The sequence below is a fragment of the Micromonospora sp. AB353 genome, from assembly GCF_049538395.1.
Lineage (GTDB): Bacteria > Actinomycetota > Actinomycetes > Mycobacteriales > Micromonosporaceae > Micromonospora > Micromonospora aurantiaca.
In genome coordinates this window covers 40,982-66,536 of the sequence record NZ_JBMVFV010000008.1, presented here as the reverse complement: position 1 = coordinate 66,536, position 25,555 = coordinate 40,982, and the positions used below count along the sequence as shown (strand labels likewise).

The 25,555-nt window shown below is 70.5% G+C and carries 20 protein-coding genes and 1 pseudogene; 13 read left to right on the top strand and 8 right to left on the bottom strand.

Translation table 11 applies throughout. The features are described from left to right. Nucleotides 1-40: 40 nt before the first annotated feature. Together ACPCK6_RS06525 and ACPCK6_RS06520 are read left to right on the top strand one after the other, a co-directional pair. Complete coding sequence (locus ACPCK6_RS06525; protein ID WP_423480602.1) at nt 41-4,696, top strand: DEAD/DEAH box helicase; 4,656 nt, start codon at nt 41-43, stop codon at nt 4,694-4,696. Nucleotides 4,697-5,766: 1,070 nt separating this feature from the next. After that, a pseudogene (locus tag ACPCK6_RS06520) lies at nt 5,767-6,349 on the top strand (aldo/keto reductase). Nucleotides 6,350-6,389: 40 nt separating this feature from the next. Here ACPCK6_RS06520 and ACPCK6_RS06515 read toward each other — a convergent pair. Together ACPCK6_RS06515 and ACPCK6_RS06510 are read right to left on the bottom strand one after the other, a co-directional pair. After that, nucleotides 6,390-7,397, bottom strand: a complete 1,008-nt coding sequence (locus ACPCK6_RS06515) for an aminoglycoside adenylyltransferase domain-containing protein (protein WP_423480601.1) — start codon at nt 7,395-7,397, stop codon at nt 6,390-6,392. 67 nt (nt 7,398-7,464) lie between these two features. Further along, nucleotides 7,465-7,674, bottom strand: a complete 210-nt coding sequence (locus ACPCK6_RS06510) for a hypothetical protein (RefSeq protein ID WP_423480600.1) — start codon at nt 7,672-7,674, stop codon at nt 7,465-7,467. A 127-nt stretch (nt 7,675-7,801) separates the two neighbouring features. Here ACPCK6_RS06510 and mraY point away from each other — a divergent pair, with 127 nt between their 5' ends. The 3 genes from mraY to ACPCK6_RS06495 all read left to right on the top strand — a co-directional run bounded on the left by mraY (nt 7,802) and on the right by ACPCK6_RS06495 (nt 10,292). Continuing rightward, complete coding sequence (gene mraY / locus ACPCK6_RS06505; RefSeq protein WP_318333179.1) at nt 7,802-8,905, top strand: phospho-N-acetylmuramoyl-pentapeptide-transferase; 1,104 nt, start codon at nt 7,802-7,804, stop codon at nt 8,903-8,905. A 110-nt stretch (nt 8,906-9,015) separates the two neighbouring features. Then, nucleotides 9,016-9,399: a PadR family transcriptional regulator gene (locus ACPCK6_RS06500; RefSeq protein ID WP_135239087.1), complete on the top strand. Its 384-nt coding sequence runs from the start codon at nt 9,016-9,018 to the stop codon at nt 9,397-9,399. Further along, nucleotides 9,396-10,292, top strand: coding sequence for a hypothetical protein (locus ACPCK6_RS06495; protein WP_423480599.1), 897 nt, complete (start codon nt 9,396-9,398; stop codon nt 10,290-10,292). Before ACPCK6_RS06500 ends, ACPCK6_RS06495 begins: the two co-directional genes overlap by 4 nt. Before the next feature lie 86 nt (nt 10,293-10,378). Here ACPCK6_RS06495 and ACPCK6_RS06490 read toward each other — a convergent pair whose 3' ends face one another. From ACPCK6_RS06490 to ACPCK6_RS06480, 3 genes are all read right to left on the bottom strand, one after another. Beyond that, entirely contained in the window at nt 10,379-10,708 is a 330-nt protein-coding gene (locus ACPCK6_RS06490) for a cupin domain-containing protein (protein ID WP_423480598.1), read from the bottom strand. 98 nt (nt 10,709-10,806) lie between these two features. Beyond that, nucleotides 10,807-12,060 (bottom strand): formamidase, encoded by a 1,254-nt coding sequence (gene fmdA, locus ACPCK6_RS06485; protein ID WP_423480597.1) that lies wholly within the window; start codon nt 12,058-12,060, stop codon nt 10,807-10,809. 21 nt (nt 12,061-12,081) lie between these two features. Then, complete coding sequence (locus tag ACPCK6_RS06480; protein ID WP_423480596.1) at nt 12,082-12,360, bottom strand: FmdB family zinc ribbon protein; 279 nt, start codon at nt 12,358-12,360, stop codon at nt 12,082-12,084. A 199-nt stretch (nt 12,361-12,559) separates the two neighbouring features. Between ACPCK6_RS06480 and ACPCK6_RS06475 the strand changes: the two genes are divergently transcribed. Both ACPCK6_RS06475 and ACPCK6_RS06470 read left to right on the top strand, forming a co-directional pair. Next, complete coding sequence (locus tag ACPCK6_RS06475; RefSeq protein WP_423480595.1) at nt 12,560-13,744, top strand: cellulose binding domain-containing protein; 1,185 nt, start codon at nt 12,560-12,562, stop codon at nt 13,742-13,744. Nucleotides 13,745-13,755: 11 nt separating this feature from the next. Beyond that, entirely contained in the window at nt 13,756-14,880 is a 1,125-nt protein-coding gene (locus ACPCK6_RS06470; RefSeq protein ID WP_423480594.1) for a glycoside hydrolase family 53 protein, read from the top strand. Between the two features lie 24 nt (nt 14,881-14,904). Here the strand turns inward: ACPCK6_RS06470 and ACPCK6_RS06465 are convergent, their stop codons facing one another. Further along, a complete protein-coding gene (locus ACPCK6_RS06465; RefSeq protein WP_423480593.1) occupies nt 14,905-15,309 on the bottom strand; it encodes a DoxX family protein in 405 nt (134 codons plus the stop codon). A 112-nt stretch (nt 15,310-15,421) separates the two neighbouring features. Further along, the gene (locus tag ACPCK6_RS06460; protein WP_423480592.1) at nt 15,422-15,991 is read right to left on the bottom strand and encodes a hypothetical protein; all 570 of its coding nucleotides are present in this window, start codon (nt 15,989-15,991) and stop codon (nt 15,422-15,424) included. Between the two features lie 37 nt (nt 15,992-16,028). On the opposite strand from ACPCK6_RS06460, the gene ACPCK6_RS06455 reads away from it, so the two are divergent. From ACPCK6_RS06455 to ACPCK6_RS06440, 4 genes are all read left to right on the top strand, one after another. Then, complete coding sequence (locus tag ACPCK6_RS06455) at nt 16,029-17,261, top strand: zinc metalloprotease (protein WP_423480591.1); 1,233 nt, start codon at nt 16,029-16,031, stop codon at nt 17,259-17,261. 239 nt (nt 17,262-17,500) lie between these two features. Then, complete coding sequence (locus tag ACPCK6_RS06450; RefSeq protein WP_423480590.1) at nt 17,501-19,309, top strand: AfsR/SARP family transcriptional regulator; 1,809 nt, start codon at nt 17,501-17,503, stop codon at nt 19,307-19,309. 200 nt (nt 19,310-19,509) lie between these two features. Continuing rightward, nucleotides 19,510-21,780 carry a fibronectin type III domain-containing protein gene (locus ACPCK6_RS06445; protein WP_423480589.1) on the top strand — a complete coding sequence of 757 codons (2,271 nt, stop codon included), beginning with the start codon at nt 19,510-19,512 and terminating at the stop codon, nt 21,778-21,780. A gap of 16 nt (nt 21,781-21,796) precedes the next feature. Further along, nucleotides 21,797-22,489, top strand: coding sequence for a hypothetical protein (locus ACPCK6_RS06440; RefSeq protein WP_423480588.1), 693 nt, complete (start codon nt 21,797-21,799; stop codon nt 22,487-22,489). A gap of 46 nt (nt 22,490-22,535) precedes the next feature. On the opposite strand, the gene ACPCK6_RS06435 is transcribed toward ACPCK6_RS06440, so the two are convergent. Next, entirely contained in the window at nt 22,536-22,997 is a 462-nt protein-coding gene (locus tag ACPCK6_RS06435) for an SRPBCC family protein (protein ID WP_423480587.1), read from the bottom strand. Between the two features lie 152 nt (nt 22,998-23,149). On the opposite strand from ACPCK6_RS06435, the gene ACPCK6_RS06430 reads away from it, so the two are divergent. Continuing rightward, the gene (locus ACPCK6_RS06430; RefSeq protein WP_423480586.1) at nt 23,150-24,013 is read left to right on the top strand and encodes a DUF6745 domain-containing protein; all 864 of its coding nucleotides are present in this window, start codon (nt 23,150-23,152) and stop codon (nt 24,011-24,013) included. Between the two features lie 241 nt (nt 24,014-24,254). Continuing rightward, on the top strand, nt 24,255-25,493 hold the full coding sequence (locus ACPCK6_RS06425; protein WP_423480585.1) for a cellulose-binding domain-containing protein: 1,239 nt from the start codon (nt 24,255-24,257) through the stop codon (nt 25,491-25,493). Nucleotides 25,494-25,555: the final 62 nt, after the last annotated feature.

Here is a 25,555-nt window from a genome sequence, read left to right as displayed (position 1 = left end):
CTCCGCGTGTTCGTTCTGTTTCGGCCCGAGGCGGGATCTGATGAGCTCTTCCATCCCATCGTCATACGCGTCCGTCCGTGAGGCCGTTGAAGCGCTCACTGCCGTCGCGCTTCAGCACTACGCGATCGACCCCGGGATGGTTCAGGAGCACGCCAACGGCGAGCGACGCATCACCCAGGGCGGATACGGCGACCGCCAGGTCTACGAGCTGGTCCAGAATGGCGCCGACGAGATGCGAGGCCTGCCGGACGGTGAGATCCGGGTGGTCCTCACCGACGACTACCTCTACTGCGCCAACGCCGGTAACCCGATGACCCCCGCGGGGGCGGACACGATCCTGCGCATGGGCGTCTCCCGCAAGCGAGGCGGACAGATCGGCCGATTCGGCGTGGGTGTGAAGTCCGTGCTCAGCGTCAGCGACACACCACAGTTCTTCAGCACGACCGGCTCCTTCGGGTTCGACCGAGCCTGGGCCGAGCAGACCATCCGGGCCGTGGTCCCCGGCGCCGTCGACATCCCCATCCTGCGAATGGGCAGAGTCCTGGACACGGCCCAGGAGGCGGCGTCCGATCCGATCCTCGCCGAGCTGCTCGAGTGGGCCGCCACCGTCGTGCGGCTGCCGCTGCTACCCGGCAAGGCCGCTCGACTCAGTCTCGATCTACGCGGGTTTCCCGCCGAGTTCCAACTGTTCTCGCCACACGTCCGGTCGTTGATCCTCGAGGACCGCTCCAGCCGTCAGTCCATGGTGCGGGAGCTGTTCGTGCGCAACGACGGCACCCGCTTCACCCTCCAGAGCACTGCCAGCCCGGGTAAGGACGACACCAGCCGCTGGCGGGTCTTCACCCGCACGTTCCACCCCTCCGCGACGGCGCAGCAGGGTGCCGGTGAACTGCACGACCGCCCCGAGATCGACGTATCCTGGGCGGTACCGGAGGACAGGGGCCGCGGTGAACGGGGCACCTTCTGGGCGTTCTTCCCCACCAACTACGCCACTACGCTACGCGGTCTGCTCAACGCGCCGTGGAAGACCAGCGAGGACCGGCAGAACCTGTACGACAACAACCCGTTCAACGAGGAACTCATCGCGCAGGCGGCGCTGCTCATCGTCGAGTCCTTGCCGGAACTGGTCGACAGCGCGGATCCGGGCTCCTACCTGACGCTTCTGCCCGGTCGGGGGAGGGAGGCGCCGCAGTGGGCCGATGACCGGCTCACCAAACGAGTCTGGGAGACCACGGCGGCACGTCCGTCGCTGCCCGACCAGATCGGTGTGCTGCGTGGGCCCCGCGAGCTGTCGATGCCACCGGAGAACATCCCGCCGGCCCTCATGCAGCTGTGGGTCGGCTACAGTGGGCGCCCGCACGACTGGACCCACCCGTCGATCGAGCAGCGCGAGCGACGTGCCCGGGCACGCCTGATCTTCGACAACGCGGGCTTGAACGAGGCGTCGATCGTGCGGTGGCTGCAATCGCTGGTGCAGGACGGCACCGCCGAGGCTTCCGTCTGCGCGATCCGTATCCTCGCAGGGCTTCACCGCGAGAACTCCGACCATGCCGACGCCGCGCGTAGGGCCCGGATCGTGCTGACCGAGTCCCACGGCATGGTCTCCGTCGATCATCCTGAGCTGTACCAGCGCAGCGGCCTCGACGAGCTCGCCGACGACCTGATCTATGTCGACGCGGGCGTCACCGACGAGATCGGTCTGCGCAGCGACCTCGACTCATTGGGGGTCCGGGAGGCGACACCGCTGGGAAAGCTCAGAGCGGTTCTGGATCGCGGCGTCGGCGGCTACGACGGTAAGGACTGGCACACCCTGTGGGGGCTCGTGCGTCGGGTGACACCTCACGATGCCGCCGACGCAGTCCGCAAGGTCTTCCGCGATCCCATGCGCGCGTTCAAGGTGTGCACCATGGCGGGACGGTTCCGGCCCTTGGCCGAGTGCCTTTTGCCGGGTCGGGTCATTCCCTCCGACGGCAGCCGGGACCGGGATCTGGTCGTCGACCTACGCGTCCACGGCGCGGACCGGCCGACCCTGATCGCGCTCGGGATGTCCGACATACCGGAGATGAGCGTCGACCCGCGCGAGGACGGATGGTTCGAGGAGTACCGCGAGTACGCGCTGAAGCGACTGAACGACAGCCTGGACAGGCACGTCAGGCCACGTAAGCTCTCAGCTCTGGAGGTGGACGGCACCACGCCCCCCGGTCCGCTCAGTGTCCTCACCGCCCTCAGCGACGAGGGTAAGGCGCTGTTCGTCGAACACCTACCCGCTGGGCGACTGGTGCGCGACTGGACCGTCCGGGCGCACAGCAGCATGCTCCACGTCCCGTCACCGCTGGTGTGGATGGTGCGCAGGCACGGCAAGACCGACAGCAGCCGCGGCCTGTTACCCGTACCTATGACCGTCAACCCCGGCCTGCAGGAGTACGCCGACGTACTGCCCGTCGCGAAGGTCGATCGCAACGTCGCCGACGTCCTCGGCCTCCCGTCCACGGTCGACGGGATCCCGGCACCGCTATGGCGCTACGTCGTACAGACGGTGGAGAGCTCGCAGGACGACGTCGTTCCCGGCAAGGCCTACGCGCTCGTCCTGCGCTCGGGTGTGGAATGGCCGGGAGGTGGGACCAGGTGTCGGATCGGGGACACCTGGGGCTCGCGACCGGATGACGAGATCTGCGTGACGGCCGATCGCGTGGAGTACGACACCCTCGTCATGGAGCGCGTTCCCGCGCTGCTCGCGCCCACCGTGGCCGACGTCGAGACGATGGTCGAGACCTGGGGGATGCTGCGATACGCCGATGCCGTCAGCATGGAGGTCCGTACCGCAGAGGAGAACGAACCGGTCGCAGTCGTCACCGAATTCCCGCACTTGGCCGTACTGCGCAGCCGGCTCGCCAACGGCTGGTCGTATGTCGTGTGCGGCGAACTCGACGAGGTGAAGCGCACCCCCGCAGGCATGCGGACGACTCCGTTGGAGTCGGCGAACCGTGACCGCGTGGTATACGTGCGCCACCCCGCCGATGAACGACGCATCCTGCAGGCCGTATCGAAGGAACTCGACCTGCGCCTGTCGCCCGGCGAGGTGCAGAAGATCCTCGAGATGCGGGAGGAGGCCAAGAATCAGGACATCCTCAAGCAGGTCCGAGCCACGAAGGTCGTCATCGAGAAGCTTCTCCTGCTGATCGGCGCCGAGCGGCTGCGACGTGGACTGCCGGAGGGTCTGCTGGCCTGGGAACGGGCGCAGAGCGGCGCAGCGGTCCCGGACCGGCGCGTCGCCGAGCTCGCGTTGCACGCCCACGGTGACGGCATCCTGCGCCACCACCGTGATGACCTCAAGCTGATCGACGAGAGCCTGAAGGTGCCCTTCACCGGGGACACCAAGTCCCGGCAGAAGGTCGCGGACCTCGGGTTCCATGACCGGTACGCGGGCACGAAGGAGGAGACCCCACCGCCGCTGGAGACCGCTGAGGGACCGACGCCGCATTTCCCGCTGCACGACTACCAGGAGGTGCTCGCCTCGCGAATGCTGCAACTGCTGATGCAGGCGCAGCCGATGCGCGGCATGCTCAGCCTCCCCACCGGTGCGGGCAAGACCCGTGTCGCTGCCGAGGCCGTCATTCGCTATCTCAAGACCTTCGGCGCCGAAGGGCCGGGGCGGCCGATCCTGTGGATCGCCCAGTCCAACGAGTTGTGCGAGCAGGCCGTGCAGAGCTGGAAGTACGTGTGGGAGAAGACCGGCGTCGGCGGCACACGCCTGAGTATCAGCCGCTTCTGGGGCAGCCGCGACGCGACCCAGGTCAGTGGCAACCCGCACCTGGTGGTAGCCACCGACGATCAGCTCACCGCCCGGCTACACCAACCTGCCTATGAATGGTTACGTGAGCCCTTGCTGGTGATCGTGGACGAGGCTCATGGGTCCACGACGAAGGGTTACACCGCCCTGCTCGAACGGATGGGGATCTCCCAGCATCGGCTGACGCGGCCGCTAGTCGGACTGACCGCCACCCCGTTCCGTGGCAAGAGCACGGACGAGACGAAACGGCTGATCGCGCGCTACGGCAGCAACCGACTCGACGATGGTGTGTTGGGGGAAGACCCGTACGGCAGACTGCAGGACATGGGCATCCTCGCCCGCACCGACCACGCCGTCCTGGAAGGCGGCGAGCTCGAACTCACGTCGCAGGAACTCGGCATGATGTCCATGGGCCGTGGCACCCTCCCACCCGGCGCCGAACGACGTCTCGCCGAAGACCATTCGCGGAACCGGACTCTGATCAGCGCCCTGCTCGGTCTCGACCGGGAATGGCCGGTGCTCGTCTTCGCCACCTCTGTCAACCACGCGCGGTTCCTGGCCGCCGTCCTCAATGACAAGGGTGTGCGCTCCGCCTCCGTGGATTCCGAGACACCGACCAAGCGGAGGCAACAGATCATCGAACAGTTCGGCCGTGGCAGGATCACGGTCCTCACCAACTACGGCGTCCTACACCAAGGCTTCGACGCCCCGGCGACGCGAGTCGTCGTTGTGGCCCGGCCCACCTACAGTCCGAACGTTTATCAGCAGATGATCGGCCGCGGCCTGCGTGGGCCGCGCAACAACGGCACTGAGCGCTGCCTGATCCTCAACGTGAGAGACAACGTGATCAACCATCAGCAACAGCTCGCCTTCACCGACTTCGAGCAGATGTGGCGAAAGTCCTGACGCCATCCACCTCTGCCGACGAAGTCCGTCCCAGTGGTGTGTCGATACGTCACGGCGGGGTGTGAACGCGCTGACGGCGGACTTCGGCGCGCGTCTTATCGCAGAAGCGGGCACAAGATGAGACAGACGCTTAGACAGGATGGCGGAGTGCCGACCATCACCGCGATCCTCCGGGATAACACAGCGCAGGGCGGTGGACGCTGTCGTCAACCTGGTGAGCAACGCCATGCGCGTGGGTGGCGGCGTGAACGGTGCCATCCATCGCCGTGGAGGGCCGACGATCCTCGACGAGTGCGTCCCTAGGTTCTCGAACGGCCTTGCCCTCGGCGGGGCCGGCTAGACGACAGGTGGGATCTGCCGCCCAAAGGGTCATCCACACGGTCGGTCCGAACCACATCGCCGGTAAAAGCGACCGATCCGTACTGGCGACGTGCTGCCGTTGAGCGTTGGAGGTCGCCGATGAGATCGATGCGCGCCGCGTAGCCGTTCGTGTGGAACATCACCAAGGCACTCGCCGCGATCTTACGGCAGCCCGGCACCACGGGACCGTGCGCGAGGGCGTCTCAGCCGACCGGACCGACGTGTGCCGCGAGCAGGCGCCACCCCTCGTCCTCGTCGAGGATCCACGTGCGCGTGAGCGGACTCGGGCGAGAACGGCTCGCCGGCAAGGGTGCCTTCCAGCGTGCCGAGGAACCACGTCACCCCCGGTGCCGCCGACGGCGAGCACGGCCAGGTCCTTTTCGTCGACCCGGGTCATCGTCTGCTGGCCGGATCGGTGCGCGTGCAGGTCGTTCTGCTTGGAGTAGAGACGGCCGTCAGGCCGGTGAACACGAGGCGGTCGTCGATCAGCCGATCCAACTCCGCGACGTCGGAGGACAGCGGGGCACGTTGAAGAGGCCGTTCAGCGGCGCGTAAGCCCTCGACCCCGGCGAGATCCGCGCCGCCGTTCCCCGTGGAAAATCATCGTCGTTCACTGTATATAACCTAACAGCGATCTCCGGGAACCGGTATCGGGCGGATGACCGCCTGTGCAGGTCAGCGGGGATGGCTAGGTTCGCCCAACGCCCAACATGATTACTGCGGCGTCCGCAGGCACCTGGACGCTCAGGCGACCTGACCGTCAACCGGATCGGATTCGGCGCGATGCGCCTGACCGGCAACCGCGGTGTGACGAGCGACCGCGAACGCGTCATCGGCGTGCTGCACCGGGCGGTCGAGCTCGGCGTCAACCACATCGACACGGCGGCGTTCTACTTCTCGCCACTGCGGTCGGCCAACGAGCTGATCAACACGGCGCTTTCGCCGTACGCCGACGAACTGGTCATCACCACGAAGGTCGGGCCGGGCCGCGACCCCTCCGACGTGTGCACGACCAGCTCGTGCCCACCTGCGGGGAGTAGGGCGTCGCCTTCGTGCCGTTCTTCGCGATCGCCGGCGTCGGACGTGAGGCAGGTGGCGTGGCCGGCAACGAGGCGGTGGCGGCCGTCGCCCGGGCGCACGGGCGACGCCGGCGCAGGTGCGCATCGCGTGGACCCTAGCCGCGGGCCGCACATGCTGGCCATCCCCGGTACGGGCGACCCCGACCATCTGGTCGAGAACCTGGCCGCCGGGGCGCTGCGCCTGTCCCCCGAGGAAATGGCCGGGCTCGACTAGCGGCGCCCTGCCGCGAGTCCACGACCCTCGACGGAAGGTCTCACCCTTTGCCGGCAGCGGTTACGTCCCTCTCCACTTTACCGCCGCGCAGCTCGTGGCTCGTGGTCCGGGGACTCATCCCCGAGCGCGGCCGCTCCAGGTCAGGGTGAGCCGGGAGATCGACACCGGCCCGGCGGCCGGCCGGGCCATGCGTCGCTCCGGGTCGGCGTTCCTGGCCGGGATGGATCGCCGCCACGTCGACGATGCCCGCCTGCTTCGTTGCTGCGTCGCAGTCCATCTCGCGCCACTGCCCACCATCGGTCGCGGTCAGGATGGCGGCGCTGACCTCGTGCACGAACGCCTTGACCTCGTCGACCCGGCCGGGATCGCTGTCCTGGCCGGAGTCGTACCACCAGTCGCGCGCCCAGACGATCAGGTCCGCCCATCGCGGGAGGGCGGCGATCGTCTGCTCGGCGGCCTGCCGCTTGGACAGTTGCCGCCCGTCGCACAGGCGCTGGTAGGCCCGGCAGAGCGTGAGCACCGCGTACGACTGGGCTCCGGGTGGGGTCATCTCGAGCACCCAGGCCGGCCAGTCGCGGACGTGGTCCCGCAGGGCGGCGCGGACGAGGCCGGGTTCGACGGCGGGCAGCAGTTCGCCGGCCGGCGGTCCCAGCAGCGTACGGCCGTAGTCGTGCACGGCGGCCCAGGTCACGACGCGGTGGGTGGTGGCGGGCAGCAGGTGCAGCGCCTCCCCGGGGCTGATCCGGGCGATCACGTGGTCCCGTCCGGGAACGGCGCGCACCGCGTCCAGGGACACGTATTCCACCTCGATCCGGCCGGCCCACAGCGGGTGCCGCCGGTCGAGGTCCGCGTGCAGGTCGGCGAGGACGCCGAGGAGCTTCTCGTCCGGGTCGCTCGCGAGCACCGCGAGCAGGTCGAGGTCGCTGCGGTTCACGTCGAAGTCGCCTGCCACGAGCGACCCGTGCACATACAGGCCGAGAAGGTCATCCGCCAGCGTGCGGCGCCACGCCTCGCGGAGGTCGGAGAGAACCGTGTCGGGTGGGACCACCAGGTGATCCTGCACGGTGGGTCGCGGCGGGGCCACCGATAAAACCGGCCCGCACCGCCGGTGGCGCCTACGTGCTCGGCGGGTTGCGGTGCCGCTCGGCGAGACCCGACGCGGCCTGCCGCTGCGCGTCGTGCCGGTGCCGGTCCGCGCCGGCCTGGCGGACGGCGGCCGAGTCCTCGTCCGACGGGCGTCTCGTCCGGTCGCGCCGGGCGACGAAGACGACGAGCGCGAGCACCACCACCACGATCACCGCGAGTGACACCAGCATCGTTCTCATGCCGTCGACGCTACGGCGTACGCGCCAGCCTCGGCGTGGCGACGGTCAGGGGCTGCTCCGTCCGCCGCCGGATGGCAAGCTCACGTCTCGTGACCGCTGAGAATCCGGAGCTCGTGGAGGCCCGTCCGTGAGGGCCGTCATCGTCGCGGCCGCCGTCGCGTTCGTCATCTCCCTGTTCGGTACGCCGGTGGCGGTTCGCGTCTTCACCGCGCTGAAGGCCGGTCAGCCGATCCGGTCCATCGGGCTCGCCAGCAACGAGCACAAGGTGGGCACGCCCACGATGGGCGGCGTCGTCTTCATCGTGGCGACGGTCCTCGCGTACGTCGCCGGGCACCTCGCCCTGACCACCCTGCCCGAACGGCAGATCGCGCAGGAGGGGCCGACCATGACGGCCCTGGTGCTGCTCGGGTTGTTCGTCTTCTGCGGCGCGGTCGGCTTCTTCGACGACTTCCTCAAGGTGCGCAGGCGCAACTCCGACGGGCTGTCCGCCAAGGGCAAGCTGCTCGGCCAGGCGCTGGTCGGCGGCGGCTTCGGTGTGGCCGCGCTGTACGTGCCGAGCACCAACGGCCAGACCGTGGCCAGCGAGCACATCTCGCTCATCCGCGACATCAGTTGGCTGGACGTCGGCAAGGTCGGCGCGGTCATGGTCTTCATCTTCGTGATCACGGCGATGTCCAACGGCGTGAACCTCACCGATGGCCTCGACGGCCTGGCCACCGGCGCGTCGATCCTGGTGCTCGGCGCGTACTCGCTGATCGGCTTCTGGCAGTACCGGCACTGGTGCGCCGACGACGGGTACGCCCGCGTGAACGAGTACTGCTACCAGGTCCGCGATCCGCTGGAGATCGCCATGATCGCGGCCGCGGCGGCCGGCGCCTGCGTGGGGTTCCTGTGGTGGAACACGTCACCGGCGCGGATCTTCATGGGTGACGTGGGCGCGCTCGGGCTGGGCGGCCTGATCGGCGGGCTCGCGGTGGTGACCCGTACGACGCTGCTCTCGATCCTGATCGCCGGGCTGTTCGTCATCATCACCACGACCTGGGTGATCCAGATCGTCTCGTTCCGGACCACCGGCAGGCGGGTCTTCCGGATGGTGCCGTTGCACCACCACTTCGAGCTGGCCGGATGGAGCGAGTCCACCATCGTGGTCCGCTTCTGGATCGTGGCCGGTGTCTGCGTCGCGGCCGGCCTGGGCCTGTTCTACTCGGACTTCCTGGCGACCGTGGGATAGCGGCAGAGCGACAGACGACGCCGGTGCGGGGGGACCGTCTGTCGGTGTCGCACCTGCCACTGTGCACATTCACCTTGGACGTATACTCAAGTAGGTTGTATATTCGGTTCATGGGATCGGCATCGCGTCCCGCGCTACGGGAACCGTCGTACTTCGTCCTCGCCGCCCTGCTCGGCGGGCCGCTCCACGGTTACGCCGTGATCAAGCGGGTGACCGAGCTGTCCGGCGGGCGGGTGACCCTCGCCGCCGGATCGCTGTACTCGGTGATCGACCGGTTGCTCGGCGAGGGCCTCGTCACCGCCGACGGTGAGGAGATCGTCAACGGGCGTGCCCGTCGCTACTACCGGCTCACCGACGAGGGCTGTCGCGTACTCACCGAAGAGGCCGACCGGCTCGCCCAGGCCGCCCGGGTGGTCATGGACCGCCTGCCGCGCCGGGTCGCATCGCAGGCAAGTGCCCGTCACCCTTCCACCGTGAGGATCAGACCCGCATGAGTTCCGATGTCCTGGAGAAGCGTTACCGCATCCTGCTGCGGGCCTACCCGGCCGGCTACCGACGCGAACGCGCCGACGAGCTGATCGACACGTTGATCGGCGACGAACCCACCACCCGTCGCTGGCCCAGCGCCCGGGAGGCGGCCTCGCTCGTCCGGGGCGGCCTGCGGGTGTACGGCGGCAGCACCGCCGCCCGTCCCACCGCCGTGCTGTTCTGGCAGGGCCTTCACCTCGGCGCCCTGGCGGTGCTGGCGCTGGGTGTCCTCATCGGCCTGGACGACCTCGTCGAGGCGTTGCAGTACGGCGGGCTCGCGGACCCCGTGACCGTCCTGCGCAACCAGGGCGTCCACGAGGTCGTGCTGACCGCCGCGCTGGTGGCGCTCGTCGCGGACCGTACCCGCACCGCTGCCGTCCTGCCGGTGACCGCGGCGGTGGTGCCGAGCCTGATCTCGCCGTACCTGTTCCTCAACGGCCTGCCGCAGTGGTGGGCGCCGGTCGTCGCCGCGCCGCTGATCGTGCTGGGCCTGCGGCGCCCGGCGGACGTGCCGCCGGCGCCCCGGGCCAACGCCGTCCTGGTGACCGCCGGCATTCTCGCCCTGCATCTCATCCCCGCGGGTGGCCTCCGCATGGTCGACGCGGGTCCGCGGATCGTCGCCGCCGTCCTGGTGGTCGCCGGGGTGGCCGCCTTCCTGTGGGTGGCGACGGCCGACCAGCGGCTGCTGATCGCCGTCGTCCCCACCCTGCTGCTGGGCACGCTGCACCAGCTGGACAACGCCGGGTTGACGGGGGAACTGCTGCGCCGGCCGGACGCCCTGCCGTCCCTGGTCGTCGCGGTCCTGATGGCTGTCGTCGCGGTCGTGTCGACCCGGCAGCGGCAGCGCACTCGCGCCTGATCGACGGGCGGGCGGTCCGGCTCCGGCCGGACCGCCCGGCAGGGGCCACCGCCGTCATCGAAGCCCGATGAGGACGGGTGCGGTCGTCAGCGCTTGGCGACGGTGAGCAGCACCGCCGAGTCTTCGAGCGCCTCCAGCGTGTGCCGGCGGTCCGGCACGATCAGCAGGTCGCCGGGTGCGCCGTCCCAGGACGTCTCGCCGGCGCCGAGCCGGACCCGCCCCTGCAGGACGTGGACGGTGGCCTCGCCGGGGTTCTCGTGCTCGCTGAGCATCTGCCCGGCGGTCAGCGCGATCACCGTCTGACGGAGCCTGTGCTCGTGACCGCCGTAGACGGTGGAGCTGCTGCGGCCGTTGGAGGAGGCGTGCGCGAGCTTCAGCTGTTCGCGGGCCAGTGCGGTCAGGGATGACTTCTGCATGAGGTGTCCCCTCTCCTCGTCGTGCCGGGCAGGACGGTCATCCGCGCACCGTAGCGTGGTCGCCCGTCGCCGGACCACCGGCAGTCAGGGGCACCTGCTCACCGCATGGTGGCCTTCGGGGCGCCCTTGCCCGGGTCGATCCGCGTCGGACCGGCGGCCGAGGGGCGGATGTCGAAGTCGAAGATCTCGGTGGGCAGGTAGACGGTCGCGCAGGAGTTGGGGATGTCCACCACGCCGGAGAGCCGGCCCTCGATCGGTGCGGCACCGAGCAGCAGGTACGCCTGTTCCGGCTGGTAGCCGAAGCGGGTCAGGTAGTCGATGGCGTGCAGGCAGGCGCGCTGGTAGGCGAGCTGCGAGTCGAGGTACCGCTGTTCGCCGTCGAGGGTGACGGAGAGCCCGGAGAAGGCCAGCCACTGGGAGAACTGCGGCGGCGTGTCACCCGGAATGAAGATCGTGTTCTCGGCGACGCCGTACGTCTGCATGCCGTTCTTGACCAGGTCGACGTGCAGGTCGACGAAGCCGCCCATCTCGATGGCGCCGCAGAAGGTGATCTCTCCGTCGCCCTGGGAGAAGTGCAGGTCGCCGAGGGACAAGTTGGCACCCGGCACGTACACCGGGTAGAAGACCCGGCTGCCGACGGTGAAGTTCTTGATGTCCTGGTTCCCGCCGTTCTCCCGGGGCGGCGCGGTTCGCGCCGCCTCCGCGGCCACCCGGTCGAAGTCGGCGCCGGTGAGGCTGCCGAGGATCGCGTCCTGGGGCTCGGGAGGCAGGGCCAGGGGCGGCACCCGGTCCGGTGCGGTGGCGATCAGCGCCCCCTCCCGCTGGTTCCAGGTCGCGAGCAGCGACGCGGACGGGGCGGTGCCCATCAGCCCCGGGTGGGATATCCCGGTGAACGAGACGCCGGGGATGTGCCGCGAGGTGGCCTTGCGGCCGGTGAAGTCCCAGACCGCCTTGTAGGCGTCGGGGAACTGCTCGGTCAGGAAGCCGCCGCCGTTGCCGGTGGGGAAGATGCCCGTGTAGCCCCAGCCCTGACCGGCCAGCGGACCGGACTCCTGAGGGATCGGGCCCATGTCGAGGATGTCGACCATGAGCAGGTCGCCCGGCTCGGCGCCCTCGACGGCGAACGGGCCGCTGAGAGCGTGCACCCGGGTCAGCGGAGCGTCCCGGATGTCGTCGGCGGAGTCGTCGTTGTGGATCGCGCCGTCGAACCACTCGCGGCAGTGGACGCGGAACGACTGTCCGGGCCGTACCGCCGCCACGGGCGGGACGTCGGGATGCCAGCGGTTGTGCCCGACCTTCTCCTGGTCGGTGAACCTCTTCGTGGAGTCGAGAGAGAACAGCAGTTCAGGCACGGTGTCGAGCCCTTCTCGTGGTCACCATCGGGGCAGGCGGGCGTGGGCCGGGTTCGTCGAGCGGCGCGCCGGGCGACGGCCGGGCACCCGCCCGACCACCTCCGGCTGTTCCGCGCTGCGCTCGGTCCGGTCCACGGCCTCACGCAGCGCCGCCGGCACGCGGGCGAGCCCCGGCGGGGAGAACACGCGTGCCGCCGGAGACCCGCACCGGGGGCAGCTCGCCGACGGCCCCGCGGTGCCGACCGGCATCACGACGTCGAAGCTGCCGTCCTGCGGGCAGCGGTACTCGAAGGTGGCCATCGCCGCTTCCCGTCCAGCCGCTCGTGCGTGCGGTGGCCGTTCCGCAGCGGCTCACCCTGTCGTCCCGATTGTGGCTGATTGCCGACATAAGCGGCGCAAAACACCGAATGAGGTGGAGGGTCCGCGTCGCGGCTGCCGTGCCGGCCGAGGTGTGGGACATGTTGGCGATCATCGATACGTTGCGGGCATCGTCTACCCCATGGCCGCCGTCTTCTCGTCCTCGCTTCTGCGCCGCCTGCGGCCGGGTCTGCCGGCCGCCGTCGTGCTGTCCGCCGCCGTGCTCGGCACCGCACTGATCGCCGTGCCGTCGGCCGGCGCCGGCACCGCGTACCCCGCTGCCGCGCCGGCGCCCGGCGGCACCGCGGTGCCCGCCGCGGAGCCGACCGGGACCGCGCCGTCGCCCACGTCGACGCCCGGGACGCCCGACCCGCCCAGCACCACGCCGTTCCCGCCGAGCGCGCCCACCAACCTGACCGCCACCCGGGTACGGACCACGTCGGTCACCCTCACCTGGACGGCCGCCACGCGCGGCTGCTGCCCGGTCGTCGGGTACGACATCATGTACTACCAGGCGTTCGACGACGTGGTCTACGGCCTCAGCCTCGGTGACGTCACCACCGCCACGATCACCGGCTACATCCAGCCGGGCCGGCAGTACTCCTTCCGGGTGTCGGCCCGCGACGGCGACGGCCGCCGTTCGCCGTCCACCGAGGCGCTGACGGTGGTCACCCCGGTGACCGACACCGGGCCGGACACCACCCCGCCGAGCGCCCCGCAGAACCTCACCGTCGGCGACGTGACCGCCTCGACCGCCACGCTGTCCTGGGCGCCGTCGACAGACGACGTCGGCGTGCTCGGGTACAACGTCTACCGGTTCGACGGCTGGTTCACCTCGACGCTCGTCGCCACCGTGCCGGGCACGACGTACACGGCGGCGCTGCCCCCGCCGACGCCGCTGCGCACCCTGTACTACGTGCGGGCCCGCGACGCGGCCGGCAACGTGTCGATCGCATCAAACACGGTCACCGTGCCCACGACGTCTACTCCGCCGCCCCCGCCGCCCTCGACCTGCCGGGTGACCTACCGGAACCAGGCCGAGTGGCAGGGCGGTTTCGTCGCCACGGTCACGGTGCAGAACACCGGGACGGTGCCTGTCGACGGCTGGATCGTCACCTTCGGCTTCCCCGGGGACCAGCAGGTCACCACCGCGTGGAACGCCACCGTCGGCCAGACCGGCACCGCCGTGACCGCCCGCAACGCCGACTGGAACCGCGTCATCGCGCCGGACGGATCAGCGACCTTCGGCTTCCAGGGGCGGTGGAGCGCGAGCGACGCGCCGCCGACCGGCTTCGCGCTCAACGGCGCCCCCTGCACTGTCGGCTGAGAGGAAGTCCTGTGACCACACGCCACCGCCGTCGCGCCCTGGTCGGGGCCGTCACGGCCGTCGTCCTCGCCGTCACCACCACATTCGGGGGTACGCCCGCGCCGGTCGCCGCCGCGAACACGCTCAGCATGCGCGGTGCCGACGTCTCCTCGTTGCAGCGCAGCCTGGACCTGGGCGCCAAGTACTACGACGCGGGCGGGGTGGCCCGCGACCCGCTGGACATCCTCAGGTCCGTCGGCGTCAACTACGTCCGGCTGCGTGTCTGGAACAACCCGGCCAGCGGCTACAACAACAAGAGCAGGGTGCTGGCCCAGGCGCGCGCGGCGAAGGCCAAGGGCCTCAAGGTGCTGATCGACTTCCACTACTCCGACACCTGGGCCGACCCCGGCAAGCAGTACAAGCCCGCCGCCTGGGCCGGGCACAGCCTCAGCCAGCTCCGCAACGACGTGTACGCCTTCACCTACGACGTCTGCGCCGCCCTGCGCGGGCAGGGCACCCTGCCGGACAGCGTGCAGATCGGCAACGAGATCAACGTCGGGATGCTGTGGAACGAGGGCAAGGTCGTCAACAACGACTTCGCCCCGCTGGCCGGGCTGCTGAAGCAGGCCTACAACGCGGTGAAGGCGTGCGGCGGCGGCATCCCCGTGATGATCCACACTGCGAACGCCGACAGCAACGCCAACGCCCGCTGGTTCTACGACGGCATCCGCGCGCAGGGCGTGCAGTGGGACATGACGGCCCTGTCCTACTACTGCATGTGGCACGGCAGCCTGGCGAACCTCTACAACAACATCGTCGACGTGCGGAACCGCTACGGGAAGCCGGTGGTGATCGTGGAGACCGCGTACCCCTTCACCCGGGCCGACGCGGACGGCGAGCCGAACGCCATCGGCGACGCGACCTGCGACGGCATCAGCGCGACGTGGGCCGGGCAGGCCCAGGAGTTCGACTGGGTCCAGAACACCGCCCGCGACGCCGGCGCGATCGGTGTCTTCTACTGGGAGCCGACCTGGTACGCCGTCAGCGGCAACGGCTGGGATCCGGCGAACATCAACGGCACCGGGAACCAGTGGGACAACATGGCCGTCTTCGACTGGTTCGGGCGGGTGAACCCGGGGGTGCGCTGGACGCCCTGACGGGCCGGCCCGCGCACCCCCTGATCAGCGGCCGAGGAGCGAGCGGATCGAGTGGCGGCGGCCCCACGCGATGAACACGAACAGCACGAACAGCACCACGGGGGTGAGCACCAGCGCGCCGCCGTGCAGGATGAACGCCTGCGTGACAGCGGCGCCGATCATGAGCAGCGCCAGCCCGACGGCGGCCAGGCCGGCCAGCCTCGGCACGAGCAGCCCGATGCCACCGGCCAGTTCCAGCAGACCGACGAGGTAGCGGAACCAGGGCGCGGCGCCCATGTCCTCGAAGGTCTGGACCGCGTTCGTCTCGCCGAACAGTTTGGGGCCGGCCGAGGCGACGATGAAGAAGACGCCGAGGAAGCCCTGGAGCACCCACAGCGTGCGGTGCAGACCACGGGCGACGGGCGGGGGAGTGGTGTCGACAACGGTCATGGTTCTCGTCCCTCCTGGCGGTCTGCCGGATCTCCGTATCCGATCGGATACACAGGTCAGACCGGCCAGGGCGGGCGAACTCATCGCGCCTGGAGCGGGACGAGGGCCAGAATCAGCTGCGGCGGGCCTCGGGCTGGTGGTCCTCGGATGCGAGGCGCTGCTGCAGGCGGTCGGACTGGGCGACTGATCCGCCGCTCACGCCCAGGCCGCGTCGAGCCGCGTCATAGAAGCGATCACGGCTCGCGTTGGCCTGCTGGTAGAGGTCGCTCAGCGGCTCGGTGCTCTCCCCGGCCTCGCGGGCTCGGTGCTCCAGCCGCCAGACCGCCTCGCGCCAGTCCTGCGCGGCGGCGACCGTGGCGGCGTCCCCGAGCAGCAACAGGCGTTCCCACGCGAGGGTGTGCCTGATGTCCGCGTCGGCGAGCCGGGGCAGCGCCGCGGCCTTGTCCAACCCTGAGCGGTACTTGTCGCCGTCCGCCGCGGCCAGAACCCGCAGCGAGATCGCCTGGATCTCCTTGAGCACCTGGGCGAACTCGCCGTACGCCTCCAGTCGTCGTTCGTCCCACCGTACGGACTGACCGCGCTTCCACTGACTTCTGGTGGACAGGAAGGTCACCAGACCCGTACCGAGGGCACCGACGACGACGCCGAGCAGCGCCGGCAACTGTGAGACGAACGCATCCATCGGCGCAAGCGTGTCATCCTGCGTCAACGCATGCCGGGTGCGGGCGCGGATCCCCCTGCCGCCGCCTGTCCGCCCGTACCATCTCCTCGTGAAGCTTCGCCGTCGGCTGCTCGCCGTCTCACTCCTCTTGGCGGTGGAGGCGGCGGCGTTCGCGCTGCTCGTCACCGAGTCCGTGACGGGTGCGATCGCTGCGGCCGGCCTCACCTGCGTGTCGTTGTGGCTGCACCTCGTCCTGCACGAGTGCGGGCACCTCGTCGTGGCGAAGCTGCTGCGCCTGCCGGTCGTCGCGGTCCGTATCGCGCCCTTCAACGGTTGGCGCAACGAGGTGTCGGTCCGGCCTGCGCCGTCGATGACGGCGTTGCCGCTGCGGATGGTGCTGTTCTATCTCGGTGGCCCGCTGAGCAACCTGTGCGCCGCGACGGCACTCGTTGTCGCGTCGGGGTCCACCAGTACGGCGTTGACGCGCTCGACGCTGCTCGGCGCCGCGTTCGTCGGGGCACTGCTCGCCTTGACCAACCTCGTTCCGGGGCGTTCGACCGGCAGCGACGGCCACCACCTGCTCCGCTGGCTCCGGGCTCCGGCAGCCACCCGTGAAGGGCTGCGGGCGGGCTACTACCAGGAAGAGGTGGTCAGCGCACTGGGGGCGGTCGCCCGAGCGGTGAATGACGTCCACCGGGTCGGCATTCAACCCCGCCCCGGCAGCGATCCGCTCCTGGCCCTCGCCGGCTACCAGCAGAGACTGCGCGCGGCCCGTACACAGTCCCCGGAGCTGGTCGAGGAGGCCGAGCGGCTCGCGGCGCTGGCTCGCGCGGGCGGCACCGATCCCGTGGCGGCCGCGGCGATCGGGCAGGCGCTGAGCGTCCAGTTCGGGTTGTGGTACCTGTACGCCGCGGTGGTGCACGGATCGCCTGTGGATCGCCGGGAGGTGCGGGAGATCTCCGAACTCGCACAGATCGCCGTCCGGTCGCAGCCGGGCGTGTTGTCCGCCCGGATCGCGATAAGCCTGGCTCACCTGCTCAACCAGCGGCCCGAGGATGCGCGATCCCTGCTTGTCGACGTTCGTCCCGGTGCCGAGCCGTCCGACCTCTGCGCCCTCGCGCTTCTTCTGCGAGCGGCCGCCGAGTCGTACCTCGGCAACCACGCGGACGCGGACCATCTTCTCCGCGCGGCCCCCGGTGACTACCCTCAGCTGGCTCAGCTCGTGGCCGCGATCCGGGCCGCCGAGCCGGCGCCGGCCCTGTTCGCGCCGGCACCGGCCGCGCGCGCCTGACCGATTTGCCGAACCGGCGGCCCGGTCGCCGTCATGAAGCGTTTTCCGATGTGTTTCCGTTACGCCGACACACCGCTATATACATTGATGTTCGTCACAATAGTCGTTATCGCATCACCTTGTCCTGATCTGCGGACTCGCCTACTCTGGGCGGCCTCGGAGTTCGACGGGGGAGCGACGGGATGCAATTGGAAATTCGGCTTCTGGGCACTGTCGAGCTGAGGGTGGGCGGTCGCCGCGTGGCACCAGGCCCGGGAAAGCGGCGGGCCGTGCTCGCCGGGCTCGCGCTGGCGGCGAACCGGTCCGTGTCCTTGGACCGGCTGACCGGAATGATCTGGGCCGATGCTCCCCCACCATCGGCGACGGCCAACCTGCGTTCGCACGCGGCGGCCCTGCGCCGGCTGGTGGGCGATCGACTGGTGACACGTCCGAACGCGTACGAGCTGCGGATGCAGCCCGGCGAACTGGACGTCACGGAGTTCCACCGCCTGGCGGAGAACGGCCGCGCGGCGCTGGTCAGGGGGCACGCGCTCGACGCCGTTCCCGCACTCGACGCCGCACTCGCGTTGTGGCGCGGTTCGGCGGGCGAAGGGCTGCCGACCGGCACCACCCTCGACAACCGCTGGGCGAGCCTGGATGAGCAGCGGCTTCAGGTGTTCGAGCTGCTGACCGACGCCCGACTGGCGGTCGGCCGGCACGCCGAGCTGCTGCCCGGGCTGCGTGAGCATCTGGCCGCGTACCCGTTGCGGGAACGGGCGTGGGGGCAGCTGATGCTCGCGCTGTACCGCTGCGGTGAGGTGCCGGCGGCACTGGCCGCCTACCGGGATGCGCGTGCCCGGCTGGACCAGCATCTCGGTATCGAGCCGGGCGAGGAGCTGGCCGCCCTGCACCGGGCGATCCTGGAGCGGGCGCCGGATGTCTCGTACACCCGGCCGCCGTCGGTGATCGGGGCGCCGGAGCCGTCGACGACCGATCCGGCTCCCGCTGCCGAAACCGGTCGGACGGTGCCCCGGGAGCTGCCACCGGATCTGGTCACCTTCGTCGGACGTACCAGGGAGGTGGCCGAGGTCGGTACGGGAGCGACGGGCCGGGTGCCGGCGGTCGTGGTCGTCACGGGCCCGCCGGGAAGCGGCAAGACCGGGCTCGCCGTACGCGCCGCCCACGCGGTGGCCGGCGACTTCCCCGACGGGCAGATCTTCGTCGACGTCGCGTACCAGGTCTCGGTCACCCCGGCGGAGTTGCTGGCCCGGGTGCTGCGCGCGCTCGGCGTCCCGTCGGCCGGCATCCCCGACAGCGCCGACGAGCGCGCCGGTCGCCTGCGCTCGCTCAGCGCCGGACGCCGGTTGCTGCTGGTCCTCGACGGGGTCACCAGCGCGGCCCAGGTGCGGCCCCTCCTGCCCGCCAGTCCCGGCCCTGCCCTGATCGCCGTCGCCCGGCGCTCGCTGAGCAACCTCGACGGTGTACGGCGGGTCGCCCTGTCGCCGTTGGCCGAGCCCGGCGCACGGGAACTGCTGGCTGCGCTCGCTGGCGCGGAACGGCTGGCCGCGGATCCGGGCGCGACAGCCGAGCTGATCGGGCTATGCGCCGGGTCGGTGCTGGCGCTGCGGGTCGCCGGTTCGAGGCTGGCGACGTGGCCGAGGATGCCGGTGGCCGCCCTGGTCGGTGAACTCGCCGCGGGAACGAGCAAGCTGGATCTGCTGAGTTACGACGACCTTTCCGTACGGGCGAGCCTGGCTGCCGCCGTCGCGGTCGTCGCCGCGGAGGACGAGGTGGCCGGCCGGCTGTTCGCACTTCTCGCCGCCTGCCCGGAGGCGCCGGCGGCGGTGGACCGTGCCGCAGCGCAACTCGGCGAGTCCACCGAGCGGATCCGGCGGGCCATGGAGGGCCTTGTCGATGCGCACCTGGTCGTCCGGGACGGTTCGGCCCGCTATCGACTGCCGGCGCTGGTCAGGGACTACGCCGCCGAATTGGCCACGTCGCCGTCCGGGCCGGAGTCGCGGCTCGTCCGCGGGAACCCGTTCCGCACGCTGTTGTCCCGGTCCGGGTGATCGGCCCTGCCGGCGGGTCGGGTCGTCTGCCGGGCGTAGACGACAGAGTATCTCGAATATAGATCGCCGTGACAGGCTCCGCTCGTCATCGACCAATCTCAGTGAGACGGGGCGGCATGTCAGGCTACAGACCTCATCGTTATTTCAGTCGGTCCTTACGCGCGACGGCATTCGCCGTCGCGATCCTCCTCCCGCTCAGCATGATCAGCCAGCCGGCGTCCGCCCAGGTCGAAACCGAGGCGCAACTTCCGGCATGCGCCGACCCGTCCGTGCCGGACGACGTCAACCACGCGTCCATCCGCCTCGAAGGACCGGCAGCCGGGTCGGAGGTCGCGGTCGACGCGAACGGCCGGATCGCCGTCACTGGGTACGTCCACAAGCAGGCCACGATGGTGGACGTCTCGGTCGAGAAGACCACCTCGACCAGCTTCACCTACGGCCCGCCGCCGGAGGGCGTCACGGACTGGTCGGCCTCGTGGACCACCAGCATGCGCCCACCGCGACTGGGTCCGGTAGAGGTCTGCACCCGTGCCGAGCGCGAACCGGGTCGCTACGCACGGATCCTGCGCGACATCACCGTGCTGGACCTGATCCCGCCGAGCAACGTGCCGAACCTGACGGTCGGCACGATCACAGCGACCGGGGCGAAGGTGACCTGGGGCGCGGCGACCGACAACTACGGCCTCGCCGGCTACGAGGTCACCGTCGACGGAGGCACCCCGCACCGGACCACCGTCGGCACCCGCTCGTACTCGATCACCGGACTCCAGCCGTCGAGCAACCACTCGGTCTCCGTGGTCGCCGTTGACCTGGCCGGTAACCGGTCGAAGACGCCCGCCACGGCATCGTTCACGACCGACGCCCTGCCGCCGCCACCCGACGTGGACGAGGGCCTCACCCTGGACCCGGACGAGGGCGGCGCCCTGGCCAGCTGGCACCCGAACCCGGCCACTGAGGCGAGCTACCGCGCCTACCTCGACGGCGAGATCTACGACCACTTCGAGCGCGACCAGCTCTGCGAGGACGGCAACGGCAACGTCGCCAGCCCGTGCACCGCGGACAGCGTCATCAAGCTCCCGATCGAGCCACTGGAGGAGTACACGCCGTACGCCTTCCGGGTGGAGGCGCTGAGCGCCGACGGCACGGTGGTGCGGGAACTCGCCGGTGACTTCACCACGATGATCCACGTGGACGAGCTGTCGCCCGCGGTCACGCAGACCACCGCCAGTGAGGCGTCCCAGTGCGCGGGTGCCGGTGGTGACATCTACCTCGCGGCCAGCTCCCGTGCCGGCGTGCCGGTCCCCGCCGGCGCCACGGAGATCTTCCTCGGCTGCTACCGTGCCGCCGACACCAGCTGCCTCGACGCCGTCCTGCCGCCGTCCGGCGAGAAGCTCGTCGACTGCGCGGACGACCTGACCCGGACGCTGTTCGCCATCGCCCCCGCCGGCCGCGGGCCGGTCATCTCGTCGATCGACGACACGCAGCCCAGGCCGCTGCTGCTGCAACCGGCAGTGGTGCCGATCGCCTGGTGTCTGAGCAGCGGTGCCTGCGCGACGCTCATCGCTCCCGTCGCGGAGACGGCGGCGGCGGCCGCGGCCGCCCCGGTGGCCGCCGCCAGCATCTCGTGGTGGGTCGTCGGCCTCGGCGGCCTCGGCCTCGGGGTCGCGTTGGGCGCGCTGCTCGCGATCCTGTTCCCCGGCACGATCGGCATCAACGGGATCCTCGAGTATCCGATCACGCACGACGTCGACTTCGAGCAGTTCGACAACTGGGGCCTGGACGAAGGCGAGTGGTACAACAGCCTCAAGGTTTACGCCGAGGTCGTCAAGACGACGAAACTCGTGGCCAACCAGCGCAACCTCCCCTTCGCGTGGGACTCCACGGAGGACGCGCGCCTCAAGCGAATCATCGACCAGGCGTGTACGGCGCAGCGCGGCACCCAGGGCAAGGCCGGATGCGACGACGACATCATCGTCTACGTACCCGGGGCCAAGAACTACAAGGGCGCCGACATGACGGAGACCGGCAAGCACATCGTGGCCGCCATGGGAGACGGCGGATACCCGCAGCCGCCGACCCGGGCGGTGTGGTTCTACCCGGCGCGAAGCGTCGGCGGGCAGGCGGCGCGCGCCAAGGGCCACAGCCGCGGCTGGTTCGGCACCGCGGCGTTCAAACCGAACGCGTGCGACGTACGGGTTCCTGGGCAGACCTGCGACGAGTTCCCGTTCTGGTCGACCGACCAGGCGGTCGATCTGACCGGCCAGGTCGCCAGTCTGAAGCTGGTGTCGACGGCCGAGTCGCTCCCCCAGGCCAACGACATCAACGCGTTCTACGGCAAGTGCAAGGTGAGCGACAAGACCAAGTTCGTCGTGCTGCCGGTGAAGCCGTGGGTCGAGGCAGGCGGTCCGAGCTTCGCCTTCAAGCTCAGCGGCGGCGGGGCTAGCCTGTGCATGACGCCCGTGGCCCCGTGAGCCGAGGAGCCTCCTGATGCTCGACGACATGCGCGTACTGCGCGAAGCGGTGCGGGAGTACCGCGTCGCGGCGACTGCCGCCGGCCTCGACTGGCCCGACCCGGGCGAGTCGCCGGTCGGCTCGCCGCCGGACCGGGTGCGCCGGATCTTCGACGTGGACCACGTCGCGGATCAGCTGGCCTGGTTACAGGCGCAGCGCTGGCCCGACGCGCGGCTGCTCCCCAACGGCGGGTGGCGGATGCCGTGGCCGGACGGCGCGGACGCGCTCGACTACCTGGGGTTGTCGGTAGGGACGCCGTTTCCCTGGCAACAGCAACTACCCCTGTTCCACTTCGACTTCCTGCTCTACACGTTCGTCCTCGCGGGCGAGCACGAGGGGGAGATCTGGCGCTACCCGGTCGGCGAGGACGCCTGGGAGTCGGTTCGTGCCGCCCCCAGCCTGGCCGTGCTCTTCGACCAGTGGACCAGGGGGATCGCCGCGGGTGTGGTCCGCTACGACGAGGCGAACAAGTGGCTCCTGGTCGAGGACGTAGAAGGAGTTCCCGGTCTCGATCCGCTGGCTTTCCCGGTGACGCCGGTGGAGGAGACGTTGCTGCACGCGCGGCAGCGTGAATGCGGGGCGAGCCCGGTGGTCGACGACGAGGGATTCGAGCACCAGGAACGGCTGCTCGACGCCATCGACGCGGCCAAGGCCACGCTCGCCGGATGAACCGGTCCGCGGTGGGTGGGCCCGGCCCGCCCACCGCGGGGCGCGGTCAGTCCTCGAATCCGGACGGGTGGGCGTCTCCGACCGCGTTCAGCAGCACACCCTGCTCCAGCAGCACCTTGGCGGCGCAGAGGACCATGGTGAACCCGCCCATCGAGTCGATCGCCTTGCTCACGGCCTGGTCGGCGGTGCCGGCGAAGCCGGTCTCGGTGACCCGGACCAGCGTGGTGTCGTCCGCACCCGGCAGGAACCGCCACTCGACCCGGGTGGGGGACTCCGGATCCCACTCGACCAGGATGCGGCGGTTCTCCTCCACGTCCTTGACCGTCACGACCGTGGAGACGCCGTACATCTCCCAGTCCCAGGTGACGACGGCACCGGGTTCCAGCCGGCCGCTGCTCCTGGTGAACCAGAACCTCGTGGTCACCGCCGGGTCGGCGAACGCCTGGAAGACCTCGGCGGCGGGCCGGCGGATGAGCATCTGCGCGGTGATGGCAGGGGGTCGGGTCAAGCGGTCACTGTCCACGGGCAACGGTGTTCCCTTCTCTCCTGGCCGGGCACTGCGGATGCGGTCACGGTACGGAATTCGCTTGAGCGGTGCCGAGACATGGGTCAGAGTCGTTCCATGATCTCCTACCGGAAGGGCGGCGACGCCCCGGCGCGATGAGCGCCTCCCCGCGGCGCGACGACGCCGCGAAGAGCCCGCACGAACTGTGGCAGCAGGCGGCCCGGATCCGCCAGGAATGGCTCGGCCACGCCCTGTCCACACAGCCGGCCGACCGGCAGACCGCCGAGCGTTGCCTGACCGCCGTCTACGCGAGGGCGTCGCGGCCGCGACCCCGCTTCGAATGGGTCGACTCGCCGGCGAAGGCACTGCCTCTGGTCACCGGCTGGCCCACCCTCGACCGGCTCCACGAGCGCATCCGGGCGGTACGACCGCCCCGGACGCCGCTGGTGGCGAGCGACATCGCCATGGTCGTCTCCCAGCTCCGGGGCGCGCTCAGCGCGGGCGTCGTGCACACCGATCCCGAGCTGTCGCCCGCGCGCCGGGGCAAGGCCAAGGAGCCGTGGCCCGAGCTGGCGCCGCAGCGGGCGTTCGACGGCGGCGTACCGCTCGCCGTCGTCCTGCACCAGGGGGTACGCGCGGCGCTGCACCGCAGCCTCGCGCACGGGTTCTACCTGCCGGTGCGTGCGGCGCTCGCAGATGACGGCCCGGTGCCCGTGTGCTGGTACGGGCAGCAGGACGCGTCGTGGATCGCCTACTACGACGTGCTGCGCCGGCTCGGCCTCGCCCGGTACGGGCCGGAGGATGCCGGGCACCTGGACACCTGGGCCGACCTGGCCCGCTCCTGCGGCTGGTGGTGGCCGGGCGAGGACGTCTGCGTCGTGGTGGACCGGCCACAGGTGATCCGGACCGAGCCGATCCCCGGTACGCCACACGACCGGGTCCGGCTGCGACCCGGCGGGGTGCGCTACCGCGACGGCTGGCAACCCCTGCTGAGCGGCGTGGGAGCCGATCCGGGATGACGGGCGTCCGCGCGGGCGGAGCCCTTGATTGGATAGGCGACGGTCAATAGATTGGGGCTCGGGCGCCGCCGAGGTCCGCGAGAACCGGACCCCGGCGGCTGACCGGGCCGCCTTCGAGCCGGGCACATCGGTCGTACGCATCGACCACCCACCGTGGCGCACCGCCGCGCCGCACCCTCGCGCACCGGCGCGTCCGACGAGGACGCGCGGCTGCGCCCTGTCCGACGCCGAAGGACTTCCCATGACGATTCTCCGTGCCCGCCCCGCCCCGCTCGTGGCGGCCGTCGCCGCGCTGGCCGCCGTCACCGCGGCCGGTACGGCCCTGCTCACCGGCCCGGCCGCAGCCGCACAGGGCTGCCGGGTCGACTACACACCCAACCAGTGGCCCGGCGGGTTCACCGCGAACATCAAGGTCTCACCGGGTGACACCGCCGTGTCCGGCTGGACCGTCACCTGGACGTACGCCGGGGACGAGCGCGTCACGAACGGCTGGAACGCCACGGTGAGCCAGTCCGGGTCGACGGTGACCGCCCGCAACATGTCGTACAACGGCGGCATCCCGGCCGGCGGCTCGACCGAGTTCGGCGTGCAGGGCACGTACGGCACCGCCGGCGGCGCGCCGACCGGGTTCAGCCTCAACGGCGTACCGTGCAACGGCACCGGCCCGACCACGCCGCCGCCCACCACGACGGTGCCGACCACCGCCCCGCCGACCACGCCGCCGCCCACCACCGCGCCGCCCACGACAGCTCCACCGCCCACGACGCCACCTGCCACGACGCCGCCGCCGAGCGGCTGCGCCGGGGCGGTGCTCTGCGACGGCTTCGAGAACCAGACCGGCCCGACGCCGTCAGGTGACTGGAACGTGGTGAGCCCGGACTGTTCCGGCGCCGGCACGGCCACCATCGACACGTCGACCACGCACAGCGGCAGCCGCGCGGTCCGCATCAACGGCGCGGCCGGGTACTGCAACCACGTGTTCGTCCGGACCACGAAGAACCTCAGCGGCCTGGGCAGCATCAGGTACGCCCGGATCTGGCTCCGGCACACCACCGCCCAGCCCACCGACCACACCACGATGATCACCATGTCCGACGCCGCCGACGGCAACCGCGACCTGCGGCTGGGCGGCCAGAACGGCGCGCTCCAGTGGAACCGCGCCTCCGACGACGCCACGCTGCCCGAGCAGAGCCCGGCCGGGGTGGCGCAGAGCGTGCCGCTGCCCACCAACCGCTGGGCCTGCCTGGAGTTCATGGTGGATGGTTCCGCAGGCCAGATGCGTACCTGGCTGGACGGTGTCGCCGTGACCGGGCTGACCGCCGACGGCGTGCCGACGCACGACATCGACGGCCAGTGGTACAACCGCACCTGGCGACCGCAGCTCACCGACCTGAAGCTGGGCTGGGAGAGCTACGGCGGCGGCGCCGACACCCTCTGGTACGACGACGTGGCGATGGGCTCCACCCGGATCGGCTGCTGACCCACAGCGAGTGGCACGCCATGGGTGTCTCGGCACCCAGTTGACACCCATGGCGTTCGACC

Coding starts and splice junctions, on each gene's coding strand:
- ACPCK6_RS06465 (WP_423480593.1), bottom strand. CDS start 15,309: ATGACCGTTGTCGACACCACTCCCCCGCCCGTCGCCCGTGGTCTGCAC.
- ACPCK6_RS06440 (WP_423480588.1), top strand. CDS start 21,797: ATGCTCGACGACATGCGCGTACTGCGCGAAGCGGTGCGGGAGTACCGC.
- ACPCK6_RS06525 (WP_423480602.1), top strand. CDS start 41: ATGAGCTCTTCCATCCCATCGTCATACGCGTCCGTCCGTGAGGCCGTT.
- ACPCK6_RS06500 (WP_135239087.1), top strand. CDS start 9,016: ATGGGATCGGCATCGCGTCCCGCGCTACGGGAACCGTCGTACTTCGTC.
- ACPCK6_RS06475 (WP_423480595.1), top strand. CDS start 12,560: ATGGCCGCCGTCTTCTCGTCCTCGCTTCTGCGCCGCCTGCGGCCGGGT.
- ACPCK6_RS06445 (WP_423480589.1), top strand. CDS start 19,510: ATGATCAGCCAGCCGGCGTCCGCCCAGGTCGAAACCGAGGCGCAACTT.
- ACPCK6_RS06495 (WP_423480599.1), top strand. CDS start 9,396: ATGAGTTCCGATGTCCTGGAGAAGCGTTACCGCATCCTGCTGCGGGCC.
- ACPCK6_RS06430 (WP_423480586.1), top strand. CDS start 23,150: ATGAGCGCCTCCCCGCGGCGCGACGACGCCGCGAAGAGCCCGCACGAA.
- ACPCK6_RS06490 (WP_423480598.1), bottom strand. CDS start 10,708: ATGCAGAAGTCATCCCTGACCGCACTGGCCCGCGAACAGCTGAAGCTC.
- ACPCK6_RS06480 (WP_423480596.1), bottom strand. CDS start 12,360: ATGGCCACCTTCGAGTACCGCTGCCCGCAGGACGGCAGCTTCGACGTC.
- ACPCK6_RS06425 (WP_423480585.1), top strand. CDS start 24,255: ATGACGATTCTCCGTGCCCGCCCCGCCCCGCTCGTGGCGGCCGTCGCC.
- ACPCK6_RS06510 (WP_423480600.1), bottom strand. CDS start 7,674: ATGAGAACGATGCTGGTGTCACTCGCGGTGATCGTGGTGGTGGTGCTC.
- ACPCK6_RS06460 (WP_423480592.1), bottom strand. CDS start 15,991: ATGGATGCGTTCGTCTCACAGTTGCCGGCGCTGCTCGGCGTCGTCGTC.